Here is a 24,503-nt window from a genome sequence, read left to right on the forward strand (position 1 = left end):
CCGGTGAGGCTGGTCGAGGTTATTGGGCAGGCGCCGGTGTGGAGGTCGGTGCCGTGGCGGGCGTCGTGGTCGGTGGTGGTGTCGTCGCCGGTGCGGGTGTGGCGGACGACGGCGTTGACGCAGGTGGGGGCGTCGAGGGGACGGGAGTAGTCGTGGCAGGTGCCGGTGTTGTCGCAGGCGCAGGCGTCGAGGCTGGCGGAGGGACGGGTCCCGCCTTGGGCTTGGTCAATGTGACGGGTGGCGCGCCGACACCGGGCGACTCCTGTATGCCGCTCGTCCCCAGGCGCAGGTCAATCTGCAACGGCTCTGGCGAAGCGCTGCGACTGGTGACGATGATGCCGGAGGAATCCACCTCCACGCCGATACGATACAGGCGGACACTGCGGGCAGGATCCAGGTGGTAATAGCCAGCGGCCAAGCCCACATATTGGGCCTTTTCGACGCGCGGCAGCGTCACTGTGCGCTTCTCACTCGGCGATACGAACACGCGATTCAGGGCCAGCATGCCGGGCGGCGGGCTATCGGCCAACAGCAACGCGGTCAGCTTGGCCGTGTTCGCCGTGGCAGCGGTAAAGGCATTGGGATCTGCCAACTGCACCACGGTCAGTGCCAGCATATGCGGCTGATTGGTAGAGCGGTTCAACTGTGGATCGGCGGTGACCTCGATCTGCACGCCATTGGCGGCATAGGTCCATTTCAGATCCTTCAGCGCCGATTGTTCGGATGAGCCACCCATCATGCTGTTCAATGAACTACACGAGGCCAGCATGCCGACGCACAGTGCCGCCGGCAGCAGACGCAGAGCGGCCGGGCGGCCTGTCATGAAGGAAGGTGCAATCGACATGGCATCTCTCATCACATCAGCATCACGATGACCTGACTGGGGCTGACTACCAGGCCGATGGTGTTGTTGGCATTCTGGGTCGTCATGCCGGTCAGGGATACGCCCGGCATGCCGCCCACCATCACGTTGGGGCTGCCATCGACGAACTCCGCCATGCCCATGATCTCAGCGCAGGCCACACCACCGCCGGCCGTGCCGGCTTCGTCCCCCTGGCTCAGCAACAGCATGCTGCCCATGTTCAGGGCGGGCATAGCCACCACCAGTACGTTCTCAACGATGCTGGCCGGGTCGGCCATATCGCTCATGGCAAAGTTGGGGTAGGGCATCGGGATCGGAGACGGCGCGGCCGGTGTCCAGCAGACATCGGGCACGGTGGCGGAGGTCATAGCGCCTCCAATATTCAGCATAAACATGATTGCGCTCCTTAGCCCAGTTGCACTGACGCGGCATTCACCGCCACGCGATCGTCTGCTTGCAGATCGGCCGTGTCCGCCTGGACCGACCAATCGTGTTCCACGATCTGTCGCATTGATTGCGCGCTGACCTCTTCGTGGCCCGCGACACGACGCACGCTGTGTTCGGCATGGCTTTCGCTACGCGTGGCAATATCCAGGTGGCTACCCGATACATCGGTTCGGCTATTCCATTGTGTGTACGCTTCATCGCCCGTCAGGTTCAACGTCTGGCAGGCGACATCAGCGTCTTGCAGCACGGTGGTCAATTGCTGAGCGGCGAGATTCAACATCGGGCCGGCATTCAGTGCGATTCCGTGCGCGGCCGTCAACGCCAGGCGGCCTTGTGGCAGCGAGAGCTGCAAGTCGCCCGGCAACGCGACTTCGGCCGGGGAGTCCGGCGCGCCGCGTTCAAGAACGGTCAAGATATAGCCCTGGCCGTCCATCAGGCTGACCAGCGCCAGATCACCCACTGCGGGCTGCAACAGGCATCCAGCGGCCGGTGTGACCCATTGGGTTCCCTGACGGGTCGATGCCGCGTAGCGCTTGCCGTCGCTCATGACCAGGCGGGCATGCTGCAGGCTGGCCTCTTGATGCGCTTTTGCGTCGGCAGATAGCGACGTCTCGGTGTCATCGGGTAGGGGGGCGGCTAGTAGTTGAGACATGGTTCAGAAATTCCTATCCAGTTACACAGGGGGGCGCCACAATTCGGCGGCACGCAGTTCGGGATCATCGCGGCGCACATCAGCCAGCACCGTTTGGTGCCACGAGGCATCGGGCAATTGCACGGCATGCAGTAGTGCACCCGTTAAGTCGGCATGTGAAAAATCCGCATGAGTGGCCTGCAGGTGCGATAAGTCCGCTCTGACGAGCTTGCCACCCGTGAATGTCACGCCTAGCGAACGAACGCCATACAGTCGAGCACCATTCAACGAAGCCCGCGCAAAATTGGTTTTATCGAGTCGAGCCTGATCAAAAATGGCACGATCCAGTAGCGCTGCCTCGAACCTTGCGCCCGCTAGTTGTGCTGCGTAAAACGAGGCGGCGGGGGCCTGAGCCCCACTGAAATCGGCGTTGCTGGCGTCGACGCGGTTGAACGTGCATTGGGTCAACGTGGCGCCGGTAAAGCGCGTACCGCGCAACCGCGAGTCCGGAAAATGACACTGCGCCCACGCCACACCACGTAAATCCAGATCCGACAGGTCACATTCCGACAAGCGGGACTGGAACAGGGTGGATCCTTGCAGACGGCAGCCCACAAACGTGACGCCGCTGGCCGACAGCCGGGTCAGATTCACCTGCTGAAAATCGCCATCCTCCCAGGCGCATTGTTTCATCCGTACCCAGTCTGCCTGGCTACTACGCAACGACAGACCGCGCCCCTGGCACGCGGTAAACGATGCACGGCTCAAGACTGCCTTATCGAATCGAACCTCGTTCAGATGACATGCACTCCACGTAGTGCGTGTCAGGTTGGCACCATCCAGGCGCGCCCCGCGCAGGTCTAGGTTCTGTAGTCGAACGTTGCTCAGATCTACGCCACGCAGGTCGGCACCCGCCAGCGCATTCGCCGGGATTTTTTTACCGGCCCGTAGCAACTCCAGCGTGGCGTTCAAGGTGGCGTCAGTCACGAGCGTAGTCCTCGATCAGACGGCAACGGGTCAGCAGAGCCTGTTCCAGTTGTACCCCTTGTGCTTGCACCCGGCGCGTGTCGGCCGCATGTAAATTGACGCCAGTCATATCGACGTCCTCCAGTACGGCTTCGCTCCAGCGCGACTTCATCAGGTTGGCGCCGCGCCAACTCGCCTGGGCGACGCGGCTGCCGACGAAGTTCGTCCCACGCGCCACCAGATGCCAAGCATCGCTACCGCTTAAATCGCAGTTCTTGATCAGGCCGCGATCCAGTCTTGTTTCACGCAACGAGGCATCTACGAAGCAACTGTCTTGCAGGCTCGCGCCGTCCATCTGCGCGCGATCCAGACGTGCGCGGCTCAGGTCCGCGCCTTTCTGGGTGCGCAGGCCCGGCATACGAGCGTTCACAAAGCTCGCGCCGGCGGCCTGACTGGCGAACAACGTTGTCTTGGCCAATATGGCCTCATCAAATACCGCATTGGTCAACTCGCACTGATTGAAGATGACCCATTGAAGCTGCGCCCGTGCCGCGTTGACACCTGACAGGCGGCAGGCCTTGAATGTCGCGCGCTCCGCCTGCGCGCCCTGCATGAACGCATGGTCAAAACCGCATTGCTCGACCTGCGCATGGCGCCATTGGGTCTTGGTCAATCCCGCGTTGGCCAAGCTGACGGCCTTGAGTCGCGCCTGCGTAAAGTCGGCGCCTGACGCCGACGCACCATCCATCATGCACTCCGTCAACTGGGCTCGGCTAAATCTCGATTGGTCGAGCCGAGCTCCGACGAAATCGCATTGCTGCAACTCGGTTTCCTGAAAGTTCGCGTTTTCCAGATCAGCATTGCGCAAGATGCAGCGCTGCATGAGTGCCCGTGAAAGGTCCACGCCGCGTAGCGATACCCCGGTCAAATCCAGATCTTGCAGCAACGCCCATGCACAGGATTGGCCCACCGCGTGGCGTGCCAGCAATGTCTCGCGATCCAGCAGGGTGCGCGCCCCGGAAGGGAGAGGCTCGTTGATGGTGGGCGGGGCGGGTGGCGCGTTCGCGGAACGCACGGCTTCGGCGCGTTGCCGCAGATCGGCGGCCTTGGCCTCCAAGGCGCTCATTTTGGACTGGAATGCCTGATACTCCTGCAGCACCGCCTGTTTTTTCTCAGGTGTCAAAGGCAAACTTGCCAATATAGCCGCCGGATCGTCGACCTGATTGGGGGAATGGGTCTGAGACCTTGCAACTATTTCATCAAAATCTTGACCATATTGCTTTAATGTCGCGCGGGCGTGTGCTTCGCCGGCGGCTAATTGCGCTTTGACATAATTCCGTACGGCTAGCGCGAATGCCGCAGGTTCTCGTGGCCAAGTTGCGGGCGCCAAAGGCGCGTCGTCCGCGGCAGATGCTTCGGCTTGCGCAAGACGACTGCTCAGTGTCGGCTGCCTCAACTGAGTCAGGACGCGATCGGCCTCGTCTATGCCCGCTTGCCTAGCCTCGGCGATCGTTTTTAGGACGGTCTGCTTGTGCGCGCTCGCCGCTTGCGCTGCGGCTTCAGCCGCAGCGGCGGTGACGGCTGCACGAGCGGCGTCTGCTTGCGCGGCAACGGGTGTCGCACGGATAGCGGGCTTCGCCTTTTTTTCTTGTTGTTGACGCCATACCTCCGCCCAGTGTTCCGTAGACTGCGCCGCTTGATCCTGCGTTTCCGTAAATACGGCCAGGCCCAGTATGTCGACAGCGTCCTCGCGCCTGACCGCCACGCTGGCTCGATATAACACCAGGACGCGCTCATCGGTGGGAAACAGCCACACGGTATCCAGGTCCAGCGGCACCTCGGCGCGATGCTCCGGCGCACGATCGCCGCGCAGCAACAGGCGAGGGCGCAAGCCGGGTAGCTTGCCTCGCAAGACCGCGTGTTTCGGATGCATGTGCTCGGCAAACCACGGCTCGTCGCCCCGCCAATAGCCATCCTGACATTGATCCTGCTGCACGCGGTCAAACCAGCGTGGATCCGTATCGTCGGGTAACCAGGGCAGCCGGTGACGCTGCCAGTGTCCGTCCAGCGTCCCCAGCCAGCGGGCACGTTCCGGACTGCCTTGAGGCAGCGGGCCCAGGGTCGCCAGTGGGGGAACGTCCGCGGGCTTGAGTACCGGATGCCGAGGATGCTCGATATTCGGCAGCGCTATCGCATCGGCCTGATTCGGATCGGCGCAATGCCCCCGACCGTGCGGGTTGTGTGGCCACCCCGCGGCGCCATAGGCATGAGCCAAGCTCAGTGGCATCCGTTCGAATGGCTGTGGCGCGCTGGTCTGCCAGCCGGTGATCCCGCGCGTCCAGGTTCGATCACCTTGCACCAGCACGCTTTTTTGCAGATCGCCCACGCCCGCACGCACCGTCAAGCCCGTCACGGTCTGGCCGGCTGGCGCGCACGCCATACCCCCGACCGCAAAACACCCTCGCTCTTTTTTTTCGCCCAGATCGAAGGGTTCTTTGTTGAACATAGGCGCCAGCCAGGCCCAGGCTTGTCGGTCTGTCAAGCGTGTGCCGTCGATGGCGCACGCGTAACCAACGGTGATGGTTAAACTGGGTTGTCCACCACGAGACTGGCGGCCCAGTAGCACCATGACGTCGGCGGGCTTAGCAATTTTCATGGCTGAGTCACGCTAAGCTGATCAGTGCGCTGTTCATGTATATCTCGGCCCCGTCAAGATCGAGAGTCGCCTCGGCAGTTATCTCTATGGTCGGGGCCGTGAGGGCTATGGTCGCTGTGCTGTCCAGTTCAATGGCCTCACCCGCGATACTCACGTCCGGCGCGGTTAGGTCTAGCGTCGCTTCAGCCGCTAGCTCAATGGCGGGTGCATCCATATCGATGGTCGCCCCGCTCGAAACTGCCAAAGCCGCAGTCGCATCAATTTGGCACGGGCCGACTGTTTCTAAATCAAAGGAGCCTACGGCCGTAATTGAATAGTCCCCCACGTTCTCGGTTTTATCCACGTACGTGCTCTCCACGCTTTCTGCGACATTGACCACCTCCGCGGCTGTAAACGCACGCTTGAGCGCGGTACTTACCCACTGGACAGGATCGACGTTCCATGTCTTCACCGAACTCACGTTGTACTTGAGGCCCAATGTCATGGAAAACTCAGCGGCTTCGGCCAAGTTAATCTTCGCGCCGAAAAACTGGCTCAGCGATACGCTCTCCACCGCCTCTATCTTCATACCCAAGAAGTTCGAGACGACGATTCCGCCAGTTTGACTTACGTTGATCCCTTGATCCAAGCCGGTGGCCTGGCTGCTGATAAAGTTACTTGTGGTCGAATTAGCATCAGGCGCGGTACCCGCCGACATGCGCCAGTGACCTGGCACTTCCATCTTCATGCTTTGTCCAGCGTAGACAGTGCCGTTTTCCTCTGTCGTCAGGTAAAAGCCTGGATTCGCTGAACCGCATTGTCCCAAACTCAACATTGCACTCGGCGATGTCGTATTCAACAGAATGGACGATTTTTCGTCGAGCTCGTAATTCTTGGGATTTGGGGCGTTATCCAGCATGGCGAACAAGTTGCCTGACGGGGTCCGGACAATATGGTCACCCGGGTTCGCCGAGGTCACCACGCTGGGAGCTTCCGTGTTGGGCAAGGCGGCCATGATGACCGGCCGGTCTGGATCGCCATTCAAAAAGGCAATGATCACTTCGGTGCCTTCGCGCAACGGGAAATGCATGCCGGCGTTTTGCAGTTTCATGTCCGACGTGGAAGTACCGGCCGCGTAGGGAGTGGCCATACGCAAGTGAGCAGAGTTTTGGTCGCCTGGGTAGCGCTTCTTGGCAAAGGGCAACCTCACCATGTATCGGCCCTCTGCGTCCATCTGTGCATACAGTTGCGGTTTCTTTGGGTCGACGATGTCCACAAAGCCATTGACCATCTGCGATATGACCGGCACAGGAGTCGAGCGTGCTGGCCTGAATTGCAGCGGCTGAGGATTCTCGTCGCTCGCGTCAAGCCAGCGCGGCAACGCCACGAATTGCGAAAAATAGGCGCTTCCTTCCGCGTCGGGTGCGGTTTCTAGCGGCTGCTGGCCCTTATGGGTCACCTCAATCACGTAATACTGGTTGGGAGACGCGCCGCGCAAGTACTCCGACACCTCTAGCATGCGGCCCGCACGCACACCAGGCGTTTGCGCCTCACCCCAAATGCGCTCGCGTTCGCAAGCCATTTCCTGGCTGCGCCAGGTTGCCAGGGTTTCCCCGCCAACCACGGGATTGCCGGCAGCGTCCTCGTCGGTCACCGTCTCATAATGATTTCTGTAGCGATGCTCGTCGCCAAATGCTGGGATCGGCCCCGGCGCCGTAGCGCTGCTGTCCAGCGACATCACCGTATTTTGCCAGGTGGTGGAATCGTGCAGGGTGACGCTGCCGGGAAGCATGTTCACGGACCGATTCAATTGTGTGATGACCACTTCCTGGGCGTCGGGGTCGATGACGCCTTTGGGGTAATAAACCGCAATATCCGGGTCGGATGGCTGCTGATCGACGCTGTTGGCAAAGACGATTGACTCGTGGTCTTTTCCTTGCTCGAACCAGAAGTACACACCATAGAACTCGAGCTTGCGCATCAGGAAAGCCAGGCAGGTTTCCTCAAACTGGCAGACAAATGGCCGCTTGGTGTTGACCATTTTGCTCGCCGCGATATGGTAATCGTAGGGCGCGCCCGGCACACTGTAAGGCTCGTCCAGACCAATCGATCGCAGCAACTGTCGAATGATGTCGTCGAGTTGTTTATCCAGATAGATATCCGACCAAAACTGGGTTCGCAGTTTCGCCAAACGCGGTTCCAATATGACCTGATAGTAGTCAAACGTTTCATCACGCCCCTGCTGCGAGCCGCCCGTGACGATGCCGTGCCAGCACAGTACGGAACCATCCGGTTTATGGGCAATAAACGTGGCGGGCTCGTTCAGTAGTTTTTCCAGGGCCAGGTTCGCCTGGCGAACCGCGAACTTGATCTCGAATTGATAAAGTTGCGAGACAGCCTCGGTCCCTTTCCAATACGTGACATGGATGTCCTGGCCTGGCACCAGTCCCTGCAGCGTCGGACACACAATCTGGAAGTCGTAGGCGGCATTCGACATACGGTCAGCCCTCGGTGGTGGTGACGGCCCAGCCATTACTGTCGTCCGGCGCCACGTGGATAGCACTCAGCGTGCGGCCATCGGCCAACGACGACAGCACCGTATCCGACAGCAGCGGCGTGAGGCTCTTGCGCAAAATGAAATCAATATTGCGGGCACCACTATCGACCTCGGTGCACCGCGCGGCGATGGTGTCACGCACCGAGGGCTCGAAGCTCAGCTTGATGCGATTGGCGGTCTCCAGGCGTTGCGCTAACTTGTTCAGCTTCAGATCGGCGATGCCAGCTAACTCGGACGGCGGCAGGGTATAGAAGGGCACCACTGTCATGCGCGCCAGCAGCGCCGGCTTGAAGTGCTTGGCCAGGACCGGATGAATCGCGGCGGTCAGGGATTCGACATCGGGCCGACCGTCACGCGACAGGCGGGTGATTTCCTCCGTCGCCAGATTGCTGGTCAGAAACACCACCGTATTGCTGAAATTAATAGCCCGACCTTCGCCATCGGCCAGGGTACCCTTGTCAAAGACTTGATAGAAAAGATTCACGACATCCAAGTGGGCTTTTTCGACCTCGTCCAGCAACACCACGGAGTAGGGGCGCTTGCGCACCGCTTCGGTCAGCACGCCGCCTTCGCCATATCCCACATAGCCCGGCGGCGAACCCACCAGGCGGCTGACGGTATGCTTTTCCTGGAACTCGCTCATGTTGATCGACACAAGCGCATGTTCGCCACCGAACAATTGATCGGCCACCGCCAGACCGGTTTCGGTTTTGCCCACGCCGGAGGGGCCTACCAGCAAGAAGACACCCAAGGGTTGCTGTGGATCCCGCAGCCCCGATTGCGCAGCCTTGACCGTGGCGGCAATCTGATCCACCGCATGATCCTGCCCGCGAATGCGTTCCTTGATGCGATCGGCCAACGCCAGCACGCCACTGACGGCATCGCGCTGCATCTTGCCCAGAGGCACGCCGGTCCAATCGGACACCACGCGCGCCACGGCGTCGGGATCGGTTTCAATGAAGACTAACGGCGATTGACCCTGCAGACTCTTGAGCTTGTCGCGTGCCTCGGCCAACTGCGCGGCGAGGGCCTCGGGTGTGGCCACGACGTCAGTGCCGGCATCGACGGGCGCGGCAGCCGATGCGGCGACAGGTGCCGGCGCAATCGGCGCTTCAAATGCGGCCACACTAGTCGACGCTGCGGCCTCGGTCCGTGCCTTGACCAATGCTTCGTCCGCCGTCTTCGCCGGCGTGTCGTCCGACGACTGAGCCGATGTTTGCTGAGCCGGCGTTTCCTGTGCCGACGCGTCCTCAGTCGGTGTTTCAATCGGCAGTTCCGTCGGCGTATTCTGCGCGGCGCCAAGTTGGCGTCGCAACGCTAACACAGCCTCGGCGGCTTCCTTTTCGGCCTTCCAGCGCCCCTCCAGGTCGGCATGCCGCGCCTCCAGGTCCGCGCGCTCGACCTCGATCTCACTTAGTCGATCGCTATACGCACCCGGTTGGAACTGCACGTCACGCGCTAGCGCCACGCGTTCGCGCTCCAGACCTGCCAGACCGCTTTCCAGATTTTCGAGCTCGGCCGGCTTGATGCCCAAGCCAATACGCACCCGCGCCGCAGCCGTATCCAGCAGATCGACCGCCTTATCCGGCAGCAGACGCCCTGTGATGTAGCGATTGGACAACTCTGCGGCGGCCACGATGGCATCGTCGCGCACCGTCACGCCATGAGCGGCCTCATACCGGTCCTTCAGACCGCGCAGAATCTGCACTGCGGTCGGCAAATCGGGTTCGTCCAGCTTCACCAACTGAAAGCGACGTGCCAGTGCTGGGTCTTTCTCGAAGTACTTTTTGTACTCGGACCACGTCGTCGCCGCCACGGTACGCAGCTCGCCACGTGCCAGGGCGGGCTTGAGCAAGTTGGCAGCGTCTGATCCGCCCGCCTGACCGCCCGCGCCGATCAGCATGTGCGCCTCGTCGATAAACAGGATCATCGGTTGCACCGAGCCCTTGATCTCGTCAATGACGCCGCGCAACCGGTTCTCGAATTCACCCTTGACGCTTGCGCCCGCCTCGAGCAACCCCAGGTCCAGGCCCACCAGTCGCGTATCACGCAAAAACTCGGGCACATCTCCGTTGACGATGCGCAGGGCCAGGCCCTCGACCACGGCCGTCTTGCCCACGCCGGGCTCACCCACGCAAATGGGGTTGTTCTTGCGACGACGCGCGAGAATATCGATCATCTGGCGGATTTCATTATCACGACCAAACACCGGATCGATCTTGCCGGCCCGGGCCTTGGCGGTGAAGTCCTCGCAGAATCGCCCAATGGCCGAATCGCCCGCTGGCGCACCGGCAGTTGCTCCAGTCCCCGCACCACCGCCCTCGGACACTCGCAAATCCGTTTCACTGGAGCCGTCGACGATAGTGTCGAACTCGGCCACTAGCTTGTCGCGCGAGATCGCGCGCAGCGTTTCGGCGTAGCGCGTGCCCGCGCCGTAATAGCTGAGGCGCGCAATCAGCGCCAGCAGCAGGGCGCCGCTACGCACGCGACTCTGCCCCAGCGTGATCGAGGCCATCAGCCACGATTCCTGGACCCATTCGGTCAACAGGCCGGCGAATACCGGACGCCCGGGATTGCCGTTCTTCAGTTGCCCCAGCGCGTCATCCAATTGGGCCGTCAAGCGCAATGCATCGATATCGAAAAACGCCAGGATGCGTGCCGCGTCGCCGTCGGGCGACTCGATCAGGCGGCGCAACATGTGCTCAACCGCGATCTCGTAATGATTGCGGGCCAAAGTCAAGCCCGCGGCGCCCTCCAGGGCGGCCGAACAATACGGATTCAAGCGCGCGAACAGCGGTTTCAGTTCTACCAGCATCATTGCAGGACCTCTTTGGAAATACGTGTGGGATCGGTATCGATCGGCAGGAATATTTCGTCGTAACGGGGCCAGGGATTGGCCAGATCTCCGGGTTTTATTTCGGGCAACCAGGTGTTCAGGCCCAACTGGCACCAGCCTTCGCCCAGACAAGCGCCCAGACGCTGCTCGGGCTCGACACGCAAGCCCAGCACACAACGCAACGGCGCACGCAAATACAGGGCTACGGCGCGCACCAGGCGATCATGCAGCGCCGCGCCCGGTAACAGATCGTGCAAACGATCGCCCGGAATCGGACCGATATGCACGACCAGGCCACCGGCCCGCTCTGCGATCTGACTGCCCAGCATCGCGTCTTCGCCCAATACGCAGGCCTGCTCCGACAGCAGGCAGCGGGCCGGTTCGGGAATCGATACGATTTCGGCGACGCAGGGTTCCACGTCTACCGGCAGCGCCTCCAGCAAGCCTTCGACCAGCGACTCCAGGCCCAGCGCCGAACGCGGAAACTGGTTGAAATTGCCCGCATGCGGCAGCAGCCCGCGCGCCTTCGGATGGTGCGCCGCCGCGCCGCCGGCCATGCCCACCAGCGCATACAGGTGCTCCATGCGAGTGGAATCCTGCCGTTCGGCTACGGCCAGCCAGATACGATTTTTCTCCCAGGCACGAAACAGCAATGGGTATAGCGCGGCGTGCAGGATGTCGATGAAATCGCGCGCCGTCGAGCCACCTTGCAAGTGCTCTTCGATTAGGTCTTCGGTGTAAAACGTCGGCAGGGGCGACGTGACGCCATACAAGCCAAAGAAATTCGCGGTGATCCGGTACTTGCCTTCGGCATCGCGTTCGATTTGCTCGATATCCCGATCCGGAAACGACAGCGTGACAGACGGGCGCACCCGCACGTTCTGCGAAAACGCCTGAATGTCCGCACTGCGCAGCCGCAGCAATCGCAGCGCCTGAAAAAAGGCGTAGCGATGCCCCTGCGCCAACAGCGGGTCGTCGAGCGATGGCTGGGCTATAGCAGGCGATAGCGACCGATCTTCGCGGGCCATTGCAAGGTATCTCCGTTAACGATGTCCACCAGCGTCAGGGCGCTGAAGGTGTTGAGGGCGGTCGTACCGGCCAGGAACTCATCGAGCACCGTGCCAAACAGAAACAAGCTGCCACGACCCGGGAAATGGTCACCACGACACTCGATGCGCACGTCGCTGCCGAGGACAGACATACCCTGCACGATGCGTCGTGCCGGCTCCACTGTCACATTGCCAATCGACTCGACACTGCGGCGTGCCGTGGCATGACGCTGAGCATCCGCCTGACGTGCCGGGACGTATAGCGACAACAGGTCGCGCAACTGCCCTTCGTTGGCCAGCGCCAGATGGTTGGCATTCAAATGCGACAGCACCCGCCACAGCAGGGCGCTATCGACAACCGGCGGACTATGCGGCGTAATGCCATGGATATTGGTGAAGGCCACCCGGGCCGGCGAACTGTCAGTCGGCTCGCTGATGTCACCCAGCCGCAGGCCTTGCGGCAGATCACCATGCGTGCAGGTCAATCGCGTGGAAAGCGTCAGGGGCTCGGGCGTTTCGCCGGTGGCATAGGGCAGGCTCAGAAAATGATCATAGCCACGATGCAGGGCCGACGCGCGTATGCTGAGGTTGTACGCCGCGGCGCTCTCGTCGTGCATCGCCGAAAACGCGTGATATTCCTCTTCGGCGCCGGCGGCCGTGCGCGCACTCACGCTGTCGACCGAAAAAATCTGCTCCACGGCTCGATTACCACGCGTGATCGGACGGATGCGGTAATCCGGCTGGAGATGATCCACCCGAATCGGATGCGCATCATGGCTGAATAAATTGACGGCCGGCGTCGCATTCAGGATGAAGCTCGAGGGGTCGACCGAGGGCGCCCAGCTTGGCACCTCGTCGAACATGATCTGCACCGAGAATTCGCCGCCCTTACCGCGCGAGATCCATTGCGAAATACCGGTAAAGTCCAGGAAGAGCAGCTTTTCCGGGAGGGCGAAATACTCGTACAACACACGCCAGGCGGGGTGCGCGCCGCGCGGCCACGGCAACAACTCCAGATCAGGGCGCAGGCCGGCCGGCTGGATACTGCTGGCCGGCAACACCGTTATCGGGCCGCCTTCGGCGCTGATGCGAACCTCGCGCACGTGACGCAACAACAGCAGATACAGGCGCGCCGCATCCGCGTGCGCATCACCGAGGAAAAACCGCAGACGGTCACTCGTCCAATCCGCACCGGCCACGCCGGCGAGCGTGAACTGCAGGCGCAGTGACCGGGGCTGCGTCCCGCCGCCTTCCCATTGCACTCCCTTCAATGTCACGGGCTCCAAGGTGACCGCAAACGAGGCCCGAAAGATTGCCCGCAATCCATCCACCGGCACGGAGGCAAACTCGGTGCCGGCCGGGATCGTGACGGGGGCTTCCAGCGCCGCACGAGGCTGATAGCGCATGATCGTCATGCAAGGCAGGGGACGCAGCATGTGTGGAAACAACAACTGCGCCAGATTCTGGATGAACTCCGGAAAATCGTCGTCCAGCCGATGGCGCATGAGGCCGGTCATGAACGCGACGCCTTCCAGCAGGCGTTCCACGTCAGGATCGCTGGCGTTACCCGACCCCAGAAGCGGAGCCAGCGCGGGATTGCTTGCGGCGAATTCAGCCGCAAGCGTGCGCAGATAGCCCAGTTCCTGTTCGTAGTAGCGATTCAGCATGTCTACTGCCTTTTTAAGGACACGCGGCCGTTCGCGGCCACATGCGAAGTCAAACGTATCGGTATTTCCTGGTCATCCACGGCGATCAGGCCGGTGATGGAAAATGCCAGCGACAGCACCTCGTCCTGGGACTCGGCAAAAATGATCTGCGATTGGCGTAGACGCGGCTCATAGCGCAGGATCATGCGATTCATGTCTTCGATAATCTGTCCCGTGGTGCCGGCGGCGAACGACCCCGCCAGGTTGGTGAAATCGGGCACGCCGAACAGGGGGTCTATAGGCACGCTGCCCTGGCGCGTATTCAGGATCCGCCGCAAGTGGCTAAGGATCGAGTCAACCAGGATCTCGGCGCGGGTAACGTGTGAACGCTGATCGTCGGTACCCAGGCCGGCAATGCGTTCCAGTAGGCGACGCTCTCTCATGAGACACGGGGAGGGCGGGCCCGTGCGGACCCGCTCTCTCTCTCGCTATTACTTCGGCGCCAGCCACGAATCTTCCGATTCGATGCCGTCCGGTTCCCATGTCCATACGATTTTCTCGTAGGTCATGGCGACGTCTTCCATGTGTCCGAGTTGACGGTTGTCAGGCTGCAGACAATTGGGTACCCACAGATGGGTTCCCACGATCACCGCCTTTTCCAATTGGATGGTGTAGTACTTTTCTTCCATCCCCTTTGGGCTGATGCGGTAGAACTCCAGCAAGACACTCTTGAGCTGCTCGCCCGAGCACAGCGCCTGGTATAGCTTCGGCGAGGATTTGTCGATTTCTTTAACCAGCGTGATGCCCAAATGCTGGCGCTTGCCCGAAGGCAGGCCGGTTTGCGGGTTCTTGGGCAGCTCGATGGAATGATCGACCGCCTGGATGAGGATCTTGCCCTCATGTCCGCTGACTTCGCACGATCCTTCGATATTGCCTTGGTTTTGACCTACCAAGGTCAGGTAGCACGGCATAGCCATGGTAAATTGCTCCTTGTTGTTGAAGTGACGGTCTGCACGACATGCAGACCCTGTGGCGTGCCGGTGGCAGCCGGCACGCCCATTCCGCTAACCGGCGGATCAGCTCTTTTCGAGCTTGCCCACCAGAGACAGCGTGAAAGACGCCCCCATGTACTTGAAATGCGGACGTACCTTCAGGCCCACGCGATACCATCCCGGATCACCTTCGACATCCGACACAGTAATTTCAGCCTGACGCAGCGGACGGCGGCCGCGCACGCCTGGCGCCGGACTGTCCATGTCCGCGACGTACTGGCGGATCCAGTTGTTCAACTCGGTTTCCAGATCGTTGCGTTCTTTCCAGGTGCCGATGTTTTCCCGCTGGATTACCTTGATGTAGTGCGCCAGCCGGCTCACGACAAAGATGTACGGCAGTTGGGTGCCGAGCTTGTAGTTCAGCTCAGCCTCTTTGCCTTCCTTGTTGTTGCCGAAGAACTTGGGCTTCTGGACCGAATTTGCAGAGAAGAACGCCGCGTTGTCCGTGTTCTTGCGCATGGTCAGCGCAATAAAGCCCTGTTCGGCCAGCTCGAACTCGCGACGTTCCGAGATCAAGACTTCGGTGGGGATCTTGCTCTGCGTCTCGCCCATCGCCTCGTAGTTGTAGACGGGCAGATCATTGACCGTGCCGCCGCCTTGAGGGCCAATGATGTTGGCGCACCAGCGGTATTGGGCGAAGCTTTCCGACAGACGGCTGGCAAACGCAAACGCTGCATTGCCCCACAGGAACTCGCGGCTGCCATTGGACACGTCTTCGTTGTAACGGAACTGCTTGGTGGGAACGGTATCGTCGCCGTACGGTACGCGCAGCAAGAAGTTCGGCAGCGTCAGCCCCACGAAGCGCGCGTCCTCGGTCTGCCGAAACGCATTCCACTTGGTGTATTGAGGGCCTTCGAAGACCGCGCCCAGGTCTTTCAGATTTGGCAAACCTGCGAACGAATCCATGCCGAAAAACTGCGGGCCGGCCGATGCGATGAATGGCGTGTGCGCCATCGCGGCAACGCTGGCCACAGACTGCAGCAGCTTGATGTCCTGCCCACCCGGGGTGAACTCATAATTGCCGATGATCGTGCCGAATGGTTCACCGCCAAACTGGCCGAATTCCGCCGTGTAGACCGCCTTGTACAAGCCCGAGCGCGTGATGTCCGAGGCGTCCTCGAAATCCTCCAGCAACGCCTCTTTAGAGACATTGAGGATTTCGATGCGATTGTTCTCGCGAAAATCCGTGCGATCGACCAGGAACTTCAACGAGCGCCAAGCCGATTCCAGCTTTTGGAATTGATCCTGGTGCATGATGGCGTCGACCTGGCGGCATAGCTTGCTGTCCAGGCCCGCGATCATTTCGTCGATCAGACCCTGGCTGACCTTTTGTGTTGCGCGACTGGGCTCGAGCAACTCCGCCACAAAGGCTTCCAGCCCCTGGCGGGTAATCGAGTAAGCATCGTCGCCAGGCTTGACGCGAGTCGACTCGATCAGTTGGTCGATCAGCGATCCGCCGGCCTGTTCGGCGGCCTGCGCCGCGGCCTGTTGCTGGGGGGATTCCTGGCTCATCGATTACTCCTTGGATTTGTCGGACTCAGCGTCCGCCGATTGCACGCCCAATTCGCCCAGCAAGCGTTCGCGTGCGCCTTCGTCTTGAATCAGCGCCTGCAGTTTCTTGCGGAATTCGGGAAGATTGCCCAACGGGCCTTTCAGGGATTTCAGCGCCTCGCGCAGCTCGATCAACTGGCGCAACTCCGGTACTTGCTCGACGAGGGCATCCGGCTCGAAATCGCGGATGTTTTCGAACTTGAGCGTGACGGGCAGCGACTCGTCGGTCTCGCCTTCGGACAGGCGATTAGGCACCGCCATCGTGACGTTCAGGCCTTGAGCTTTGAGCACGTCATTGAAGTTGTCCTTGTCGACTTGGATGGGCTTGCGCTCATCCAGGGGCGTATCGGACTCCTGCAGCGTGAAATCGCCCAACACGAGTTGCTTAAGCGGTAGCTCGACCTGCTCTTTAGCATCGCCGGTAGCCGGTTTGTAGACGATGTTGACACGTTCCTTTGGGGCTACGGATCCATCATTGGCCATTGCGGTTCTCCTTGGTAACGGATGGGTTAAGCGGCGGCAGTAGACTGCGAAAGTTGCCAAGCGGCCCGCAGATCCAGGCTGGCCAGGCGGGCCAGCATGGACTCGTTGGACCCGGCGTCAGGCGCGCCGTATCGCAGTTCGACGGCCGCTGCCAACTTCAGGGCTTGCCGCGCTAGATCGGGCTCCCATGTGGCCAGGCGGTGGGCGTCGAGTTCTTTAATCAGCGTGGCCAGCAGCGGACGCATGTCGGCACGCGCATCAAAACGTTGAAGCAGGGCGCATTGCGCCAGTCGTAAGCGAAAATTGTCGCGTTGGCTGCCGGCATGGCGCGCGGCGGCCTGCAGGTTATCCAGGGCGTCATTGAGCTTGCCGGCGACGGCATCGGCATCGGCGGCCTTTGTGAGCTCGGAGACGGCGTCCGCCGCACCCGCGCCACCCGATGCATGTGGCCCGTCACTGGCCAGGGCCTCCAGCCACGCCTGGGTGTCGGGATCGGCAAATGGACGGCCATCACTGAATCGCATCTGCGCCAGTTCAGGCAAGCGCGAAAGCAGGCGCCCCGTCTCAAATGCGACGGTCGTCGCGGCATCCGTGGCCCCCAGGCGGCTCAGGGCAGCGTGGCTGGCACGATTCAGATCCAGCCAGTAGCGCAGCCCGATCAGACGCGATTCGGCAAAGTGAATCACCGCTTGCGGATCGCCACCTTGTGCGATTTTTTCGAAACCCACCACGACTTGATCAGGGGGCGCGGGCAGACGCGTCGCGCCGTTCTGGGCCGGCGGCGCGTGCTCCAGCGTGCTCCAGGCGCAGATCCGATTCAACCGATACAGCAAGGGCAGGGTAGTGTGCTCTTGCAAATACCAATCGATCAGCGGACGCAGCCCCGCCAGCGCGTTCTCGGCAACGGTCTCCGGATCACTGCCCGCCGCAGGCACGGCGACCGCGCCCGCGGCGGCTGTGCCTGCGGCGGGCGCGGCACCTGACGTCGATGCTTCGGGTTTGGGCTCTGCCGGCCGCTCGACGGGCAGACTCGCCAAGATCGCACGCAGGCCATAGAAAGCAGGGGCCTCATCGTCGTGCGCCTGCCAGGCGGCATCCAGCGCTTCCCAGTCAGCGAGCAACTCGCTATGCACGTCGGGTTGCAGCGGCGTGAATTCGGCGCTTGAGTCTTGCAGGCCTTCGCTCAAGTGGTCCAGCATCCACTGGATCTGGTTACGACGCCCCCGCAATCGTGCAGCAGGTGGAGACATTTCGTCCCAATAAGTCGCGACTAAATCGCGTAATACGTGAATGCCTTCGGCCAGACCCACCAACGCGTGCGTATGAAACAGCGCGACGGTCAGCCACGCACCGGCCGCCAGGTCCTTGCCTTCCTGGCCGAGCACCTGTGCGCCCAGGCGTATGATGGCCTTCCAGTCCACTGCCACCGTACTGGCATGGATATCTGTCAACAGGTCGATCTGGCTGCGCATGGCCGTATAGGCCTCGCCGTCACGCGGGTTTTCACCCGCCGGCTGGTCGGCGCGGATTGGGCTGGCGCCCACGTTGCGATCGAACCCGTTGATTGGCACTGTCGACGATTCCTATGCGGACGCGGCGCATGTTCGAAATAATTTGCATACATTCGTACTATCTTGTTTTACGAAGAAAGTGGTGTTTCGCCGCGTATTGATGCATGTTATGGATCGGACGTTTATCAAGCGTTGATGCAAAGCGCAAAAATGTCGTCATTGTCTGTAATCGATTTAACGTTTGTTCAACGCTTTTTGCGCTACAACGCTATTTCTGTATCGAATCGATATCAATTGAGAGCAAAGACCTAACCAAGGTACGAGGCAGGGCAGTTCCGATGTGCATTTCCGCATGTCGTCCTGGCGGGTCATATTGTTCTCGCCATCTATCCCTATGCACCTAAGCCTGATACGACCAGTTCAACTTCGTTTACTCGGTGAATTCGATATCACCGTGTCCAATGTCAGCGGTCGTCGGGCATTCAGCTATAGCAAACCCAAACTGTTGCTCGCCATGTTGGCGCTAGCACAAGGAAAACCCTATACCCGCGCAGAATTGGCCAACACCCTCTGGCCCGCTGATCTACAAGATGGACGCGCCAACCTGCGCCACTCGCTATTCGTGTTACGCCGATTGTTTGAGCCGGTTCCCGATGCCTGGATAGCCACGGCCGGCACTTTGGCCCTGAATCCCGACGTCATCATGGTTGACGCGCTGGCCATCATTGGCGCCCCTGGCTACGAATCCTTGACGCTCGAACAGCGGCTGGAGTACGACCGCGGCAAGTTGCTGGAGTACACCGATCTGCCCGAAAGCGGAGCATTCACCGCATGGAAAACGAGCTGGCAGTCGCGTATCGAGCGCGATATTTCCGGCACCCGCAAAACGGTACTGGCCCAGTTAATGGACCAGGGCCTGCAGGATCAGGCGCTGGATACGGCCAAAAAATGGGTTCACCAACATCCCGAAGACGAGGGCGCGCATCGCCACCTGATCCGCCTGCTGCTCAATAGTGGCAATCGCGAGGCCGCCATGCTGGCCTACGAGCACTGTGTCGGCATCATGCGCGAACGCTTTGACTCCGAGCCCTCGGAGCAAACGCGCACGCTGATCGAACAGGGGCAGTCCGCGTTGGATCTGGACGTACTGCGACCGATCGAACAGCGTCACTATCATCCGCTGGCGGTACTCGCGGTTGCGTTGTCGCTAGAGGAATCCGAAGACTATCCCGAACAATCATTGCAAAGCCTGCAAATGGCGCGCAAGCGCCTGCTGAAACTTGCGCGCAACGAAGGCGGACACGTCCTGGTCGGCGTAGACAGCAGCCTGGCGATTGTCTTCGGCTATCCAAAGCTGACCGAACGCCCGGCCCATATCGCCTGCAAACTCGCGTGTGCCATCCGCGCCCTGCCTCTACCGACAGGGGTACGGCTGGGCCAGGGTATTCACGCCGAGATTTCCCTGGTGCAATCGGAAACGCGCCCCGACGCGGGTGCACTCGTGAGTCAGAGTGCCATGCGACTGGCTTATCTGGCCGATACCGGAGAAGTCCTGATCAGTGCGGCCACCCGCGATCGCGTCGTGGGCGAGTTCGCCGTACATGCCGAAAAACGCCACGGTAGACATTTGTGCGTGCTGGACTCTCCGCTCGAGGCCAAAGTCGTGCGACGGATGTTTGGCCGCGTGCGCGAGTTCGACAGTCTGGTCCGTCTGTGGGCGCATCTGCCCGTGGTTCAACGGCCCACCGCTATGACCGTGCGTGGCGAAGCCGGCATCGGCAAGTCGCTGTTGGCAGGCGTCATGGCGGAATACGTGCGCCATACCGGCGGCGACGTCTGTCTGCTGGCCAGCCAAGAGGGTCACGATCACACACCGTTTTATGCCGTACGCGAATTCGTCATGCGGCGTCTATCCCTGGAGTGGGGGGGCGTAGAGGATATCCTCGAATCCCCCAGCTCCCAGAATCAGCTGATCGACACGGTCTGCCGTCGCGTGGGACTGGACGCCTCCGTCTGTGCCAGCCTGCGACGCGTCCTGTTCCCAGAAAGCGAACGCGCAGCCGCTGGCGATCTGCCACGCGAGTCGCTAATCCAGGCGCTGGCGACCATCCTGACGCATCGAAGTCAACCCAATCGCCCGCTGTTGCTAGTCTGGGAAGACCTGCACTGGGCGGACCACTCCAGCCTGGCATTGATCGAAATGCTGATGCAGCACGAGCAGTCCGCAGCGACCATGATGCTGATGACGGTGCGTGACGAGTTTCATTGCCCTTGGTCTGCCCATGAACTGCAACTCAAACCCCTGGAACGCCAGGTCATCGCGGAGCTCGTTGCGCATCGAGCCAAGGGGCAGCGCCTCTCGCCGAAGCTGCGCGCCAGGATCGTGGACGACGCGGATGGTATCCCGCTCTATGCCGAAGAAATGGTGCGTCAGGTCACGCTGGGCGCGGATATCGGCGTGACGCCCGTCATTGCCGATCTGATAGCCGCCCGACTGTCGGATCTGGAGCCCGCTGCTCGCAAGCTCGTGCAGTTCGCCGCCGTCGTAGGGCAGGTGGACGACATATTGATGCATCGGGCCGCCCAGGACATGGGGATGTCTCCCCACAGGATGCCCGAGATCCTGCTTGAACTGCGCCAGCGCGGTCTGATCGAGGATGGCATTCCCGCAAATTTTCGCCATGCGCTGGTGCGTGACGCGATTTATCAAACGCTCAGCCCGGGCCAGCGCCGCATCACGCACGAGAAAGTCGCCAATTATCTGATCGAGCAAGAGTCGCGCGCCGAGTCCGTAGAGTCCGCCTACATCGCGCGCCACTTCGATATTGCGCTGCACGCCAACGCTTCGCACTGGTGGTGCCTGGCAGCCCGCGACGCCTTGGCCCAGTCGGCAGTGACCGAGGCGCAGATGCTGACCGAACGCGCCTTGCGCGCGCTGCGCCATATCGACGATGTCGCCGTGCGCCGCAGAACCGAGCTCGATGTGCAATTGCTGCGCGGCGCGGTATTCACGTCGCTCAAAGGCGGCGGCGCGACCGAGACCTTCGAGGCCTACGCGCGCATCGCCGAATTGCAGATCAACGATGACGACGACCCGAGCACGCAGTTTCTCATGCTCTGGGGCGCCTGGAGTGTGGCCCTGAGCACTCGCACGCATACCGAAAGCCTGCAACTGGCAGACGGGCTTTATCGCTACGCCGAGCAAAACGGTGACAGCGTCTTGCTCGGTTGGGCGCAGTACGCTTGCGGTTTCAGCTATCTGCTGACCGGCGACATGGTGGCCGCCGAACGCTGGCTGCGCCACAGCATCACCAGCCTGAATGGTCAACCGGATTACAGTATGCGGCTGGCCCGCTGGGGTGCCGACGGCGTCTGCGCCGCAAAAGCCGTCCTGGGTTGGGCGCTCACACTACAGGGCCGCGAAGAAGAGGGGCTGGCGTTTGCCCAGGCCGGTCTGGACGACGCCAATAGCCTGGACCATTTGGCCAGCCGGGTACTATGCCTGGCCATGCTCGCCGAAATCCACCGCCAACGCGGCGACGACGACGAAGCCCTGCACGCCGCCAACACCTTGCGCTCGGCCGCCACCAGTGGCGATTTTGCGCTGTGGTATGGGCTGGCTGAAGGCCTGTCCGGCTGGGTACACGCGTGCCGCGGGGAACCCACCGGACTCGACGAGATCCAGCGAGCCATCGATGCATCACGCGAAGGTATGCCCGTGCTGCAATCCGCGCTGGAACTCTTTCTGGCCAGCGCCTACCTGGAGCACAATCAAACAGAGCGGGCCTCGTGCGCCGTACGCCGGGCCGCAGTGCAAATGGATAAATTCGGCAGCCACTTCATGCGGGGCGAATATCTCTGCCTGCTAGGCAACGTCGCCGATCGTCAAGGCCAACATGCCAAGGCACGCGAACACTGGCAGACCGCCATCACCGAAAGCCGACGACTGGGCCTGACGCTGGCAGCGCGCAAGGCCGAAGCGCGGTTAAACAGTGAATCGCCGCAACGTGCCGCCTGAGCAAAGCAATGACAATTGCCCTGTAAGGCAGGTAAGCGGCCGGATCCGGTCACAACGGTTCACCATCATGAAGGCCCGGTAACGCTTTCCAACTTGAATAACGGTGCGGCCAACGCCACCAGCGTTTGCGCCAATTGTGCACGCACGCCCGCGCGAGTCCACACGATGCCGACTTCTCGTTCCATATGGGGCGGTGGCAACGCCCAGCGCTTGATCGCGAAATCGGGCGGACCACCGACGTTCCAGTCCGGCAGCACAGAGATCCCCAGACCTTCGGCCACGAGTTTTCCAATGGATTCGATGCCGTCCAACTCAAAGCGAACACGCGGCCGCACCCCGTGATGACGCAGGTAGTCGTCAGCCAACTTTCCAGCCACCACCTGACGGTCATATCGAATAAAGGGCTCGGTTGCCAGCGTTTTGATCGGATCGCTCACAAGCATCGTGGACGGGGTGACCAGCGTCAGCGGCTCTTTGCGCAAGCCATGCCACGCGCAGCTTTTAGGCAAATCGAATAGAGGATGCACCATCACAGCGGCGTCTAAATGGCCGTTGAGCAGGCGTTGATACAGCACCGTGCTGGGTGCCGGTTCGATATAAATCTCGATATGCGCGTGAGCCAACACCCACTGCTTTAGCACGCCAGGCAAGATTTGCGTCAATCCCGTGGGCGTGGCGCCCAGGCGCAGGGGACCTGCTGGCAAGCTGGTTTCAGACGCGACAGAACGCAGGTCGCGGACTTCGTTCAGCACGGTATGTGCGTGCTGCAGAATGCGATTGCCGGCCAGTGTGGGTTTGACCGTGCGGCCGGCACGCACGATCAACTGGCTGCCGACGTCGGTTTCCAGGGCTTTGATCCGTTGTGCGACCGATGCCGGCGTCAGGTCCAGCCGGCGCGCGGCGGCGGCGATTGATCCCGTTTCCACGACATAAATAAAGCTTTGTAGAAACCGTGTATCCATGGTGTTGGAGCCTTGGGCCATCCCCTTTAAAAGATGGATTTTATAACTTCACAAGAAGCCAGAACATTATTTTTCTTTTTGTTTTATCGGCTCAGAATACGATCATCCGCTTCTTACTTCATAATCAACCACACGGCATACAAGGAGATCCACGTGCCCAAGATTCTTTCCGTCGACGTTTGCGCCGCCGCGGTACCGCTGGATAAGGTCACTTCCTTTTCCACCCGCACGGTCAGTACCCGCTATTACGGCTTGGTCAAAGTGCGCTCGACTGATGGTGTCGAAGGTATCGGGTTTTGCTATGTGGGTAGCGCAGCGGGCGATCTGTTCGTCAACGCGGTCGAACAACTGCTGGCGCCCGTGTTGATCGGCCAGGATTCTCATGCCGTTGAGCGCCTGTGGGAAACCATGTATCAGGAGTCCTTGCTGCAAGGGCGTGCGGGTACGGTCATGCGAGCGCTCAGCGCGTTGGACACCGCACTGTGGGATCTGAATGCGCGCACGGCAAAGCTGCCCCTACATCGATTCCTGGGCGCCTACGAACTGGATTCCGTGCCGGCCTATGCCAGTGGCGGTTACTACCTGGATGGCAAAACCCCGGAAATGCTGGGCGAGGAAATGGCCAGCTACGTCGCCAAGGGCTTCAACGCCGTCAAAATGAAATCCGGCCGCCTGTCGCCGGCAGAAGAAGAAGCACGCCTGCGTGCGGCCCGCGAGGCTGTGGGGCCGGATATTGAAATCATGATGGATCTGAATAACGCCTGGGTCGATACCACGCAGGCGATGCAGTACGTGCGCCGCTTTGAACAATACGACCCTTACTTCCTGGAAGAACCGTTTTCACCGGACGACGTGGACAGCCACGCAAAGCTCGCAAAACTGACGCGCATTCCCATCGCCACGGCCGAGATCGGCTATGGCCGTTGGTATCACAAGGAATTGCTGGACAAGAATGCGGCCGCTATTCTGCAGCACGACGCCGCGGTTTGCGGTGGCATCACCGAATGGAGACGAATTTCCGCTACTGCGGCCAGTTATGGGGTGGTAGTGTGTCCGCATTGGTTCCACGATCTGCATGCGCCCCTCGTGGCGGCCACACCCAACGCCCGTTATGTCGAGTTCTTTTGGGATGATCAAGTGCTGAATTTTCGCAAACTGGTTGATCGTCAACTGGAACACAAGGACGGTCGCGTCCTGCTGCGGCAGGATCCGGGCCTGGGATTCGACTTCGACAAATCCGCCGTCGAACGCTATGGGCAATGGCGCACCGTACGTTGACACCCGGTTTTTCCTCGCC

Annotated in this window: 17 protein-coding genes; 2 read left to right on the top strand and 15 right to left on the bottom strand. The window is 60.9% G+C overall.

The features are described 5' to 3' along the window. Nucleotides 1–19: 19 nt before the first annotated feature. From tssJ to tssA, 14 genes are all read right to left on the bottom strand, one after another. On the bottom strand, nt 20–844 hold the full coding sequence (gene tssJ, locus ACYVDM_RS12715; RefSeq protein ID WP_415785255.1) for a type VI secretion system lipoprotein TssJ: 825 nt from the start codon (nt 842–844) through the stop codon (nt 20–22). Nucleotides 845–855: 11 nt separating this feature from the next. Continuing rightward, nucleotides 856–1,257: a DUF4150 domain-containing protein gene (locus ACYVDM_RS12720; RefSeq protein WP_415785253.1), complete on the bottom strand. Its 402-nt coding sequence runs from the start codon at nt 1,255–1,257 to the stop codon at nt 856–858. Between the two features lie 11 nt (nt 1,258–1,268). Further along, entirely contained in the window at nt 1,269–1,961 is a 693-nt protein-coding gene (locus tag ACYVDM_RS12725; protein ID WP_415785251.1) for a DUF3540 domain-containing protein, read from the bottom strand. A 21-nt stretch (nt 1,962–1,982) separates the two neighbouring features. Next, a complete protein-coding gene (locus tag ACYVDM_RS12730) occupies nt 1,983–2,927 on the bottom strand; it encodes a pentapeptide repeat-containing protein (RefSeq protein ID WP_415785249.1) in 945 nt (314 codons plus the stop codon). After that, the gene (locus ACYVDM_RS12735; protein WP_460475393.1) at nt 2,920–5,562 is read right to left on the bottom strand and encodes a DUF2169 family type VI secretion system accessory protein; all 2,643 of its coding nucleotides are present in this window, start codon (nt 5,560–5,562) and stop codon (nt 2,920–2,922) included. The genes ACYVDM_RS12730 and ACYVDM_RS12735 overlap by 8 nt, the downstream gene beginning before the upstream one ends. 7 nt (nt 5,563–5,569) lie before the next feature. Beyond that, entirely contained in the window at nt 5,570–8,038 is a 2,469-nt protein-coding gene (locus tag ACYVDM_RS12740; protein WP_415785247.1) for a type VI secretion system Vgr family protein, read from the bottom strand. A gap of 4 nt (nt 8,039–8,042) precedes the next feature. Continuing rightward, the gene (locus ACYVDM_RS12745; protein WP_415785245.1) at nt 8,043–10,916 is read right to left on the bottom strand and encodes an AAA family ATPase; all 2,874 of its coding nucleotides are present in this window, start codon (nt 10,914–10,916) and stop codon (nt 8,043–8,045) included. Next, nucleotides 10,913–11,962 carry a type VI secretion system baseplate subunit TssG gene (gene tssG / locus ACYVDM_RS12750; protein ID WP_415785243.1) on the bottom strand — a complete coding sequence of 350 codons (1,050 nt, stop codon included), beginning with the start codon at nt 11,960–11,962 and terminating at the stop codon, nt 10,913–10,915. The genes ACYVDM_RS12745 and tssG overlap by 4 nt, the downstream gene beginning before the upstream one ends. Continuing rightward, nucleotides 11,926–13,650, bottom strand: coding sequence for a type VI secretion system baseplate subunit TssF (gene tssF / locus ACYVDM_RS12755; RefSeq protein ID WP_415785241.1), 1,725 nt, complete (start codon nt 13,648–13,650; stop codon nt 11,926–11,928). The genes tssG and tssF overlap by 37 nt, the downstream gene beginning before the upstream one ends. Nucleotides 13,651–13,652: 2 nt before the next feature. Next, nucleotides 13,653–14,072, bottom strand: a complete 420-nt coding sequence (tssE, locus tag ACYVDM_RS12760) for a type VI secretion system baseplate subunit TssE (protein ID WP_415785239.1) — start codon at nt 14,070–14,072, stop codon at nt 13,653–13,655. A gap of 48 nt (nt 14,073–14,120) precedes the next feature. Beyond that, the gene (locus ACYVDM_RS12765; protein WP_415786997.1) at nt 14,121–14,606 is read right to left on the bottom strand and encodes an Hcp family type VI secretion system effector; all 486 of its coding nucleotides are present in this window, start codon (nt 14,604–14,606) and stop codon (nt 14,121–14,123) included. A 99-nt stretch (nt 14,607–14,705) separates the two neighbouring features. Further along, nucleotides 14,706–16,193, bottom strand: a complete 1,488-nt coding sequence (gene tssC / locus ACYVDM_RS12770) for a type VI secretion system contractile sheath large subunit (protein WP_415785237.1) — start codon at nt 16,191–16,193, stop codon at nt 14,706–14,708. A gap of 3 nt (nt 16,194–16,196) precedes the next feature. Next, nucleotides 16,197–16,715, bottom strand: coding sequence for a type VI secretion system contractile sheath small subunit (gene tssB, locus ACYVDM_RS12775; protein ID WP_415785235.1), 519 nt, complete (start codon nt 16,713–16,715; stop codon nt 16,197–16,199). A gap of 26 nt (nt 16,716–16,741) precedes the next feature. Continuing rightward, nucleotides 16,742–18,286 (bottom strand): TssA family type VI secretion system protein, encoded by a 1,545-nt coding sequence (gene tssA, locus ACYVDM_RS12780; RefSeq protein WP_460475394.1) that lies wholly within the window; start codon nt 18,284–18,286, stop codon nt 16,742–16,744. Nucleotides 18,287–18,680: 394 nt separating this feature from the next. Here tssA and ACYVDM_RS12785 point away from each other — a divergent pair, with 394 nt between their 5' ends. Continuing rightward, the gene (locus tag ACYVDM_RS12785; RefSeq protein WP_415785233.1) at nt 18,681–22,244 is read left to right on the top strand and encodes an AAA family ATPase; all 3,564 of its coding nucleotides are present in this window, start codon (nt 18,681–18,683) and stop codon (nt 22,242–22,244) included. Nucleotides 22,245–22,309: 65 nt separating this feature from the next. On the opposite strand, the gene ACYVDM_RS12790 is transcribed toward ACYVDM_RS12785, so the two are convergent. Further along, complete coding sequence (locus tag ACYVDM_RS12790) at nt 22,310–23,206, bottom strand: LysR substrate-binding domain-containing protein (RefSeq protein WP_415785231.1); 897 nt, start codon at nt 23,204–23,206, stop codon at nt 22,310–22,312. Nucleotides 23,207–23,359: 153 nt separating this feature from the next. On the opposite strand from ACYVDM_RS12790, the gene ACYVDM_RS12795 reads away from it, so the two are divergent. Further along, nucleotides 23,360–24,484, top strand: coding sequence for a mandelate racemase/muconate lactonizing enzyme family protein (locus tag ACYVDM_RS12795; protein WP_415785229.1), 1,125 nt, complete (start codon nt 23,360–23,362; stop codon nt 24,482–24,484). The last annotated feature ends 19 nt before the right edge of the window (nt 24,485–24,503 follow it).

It is taken from the genome of Bordetella tumulicola (assembly GCF_054779135.1).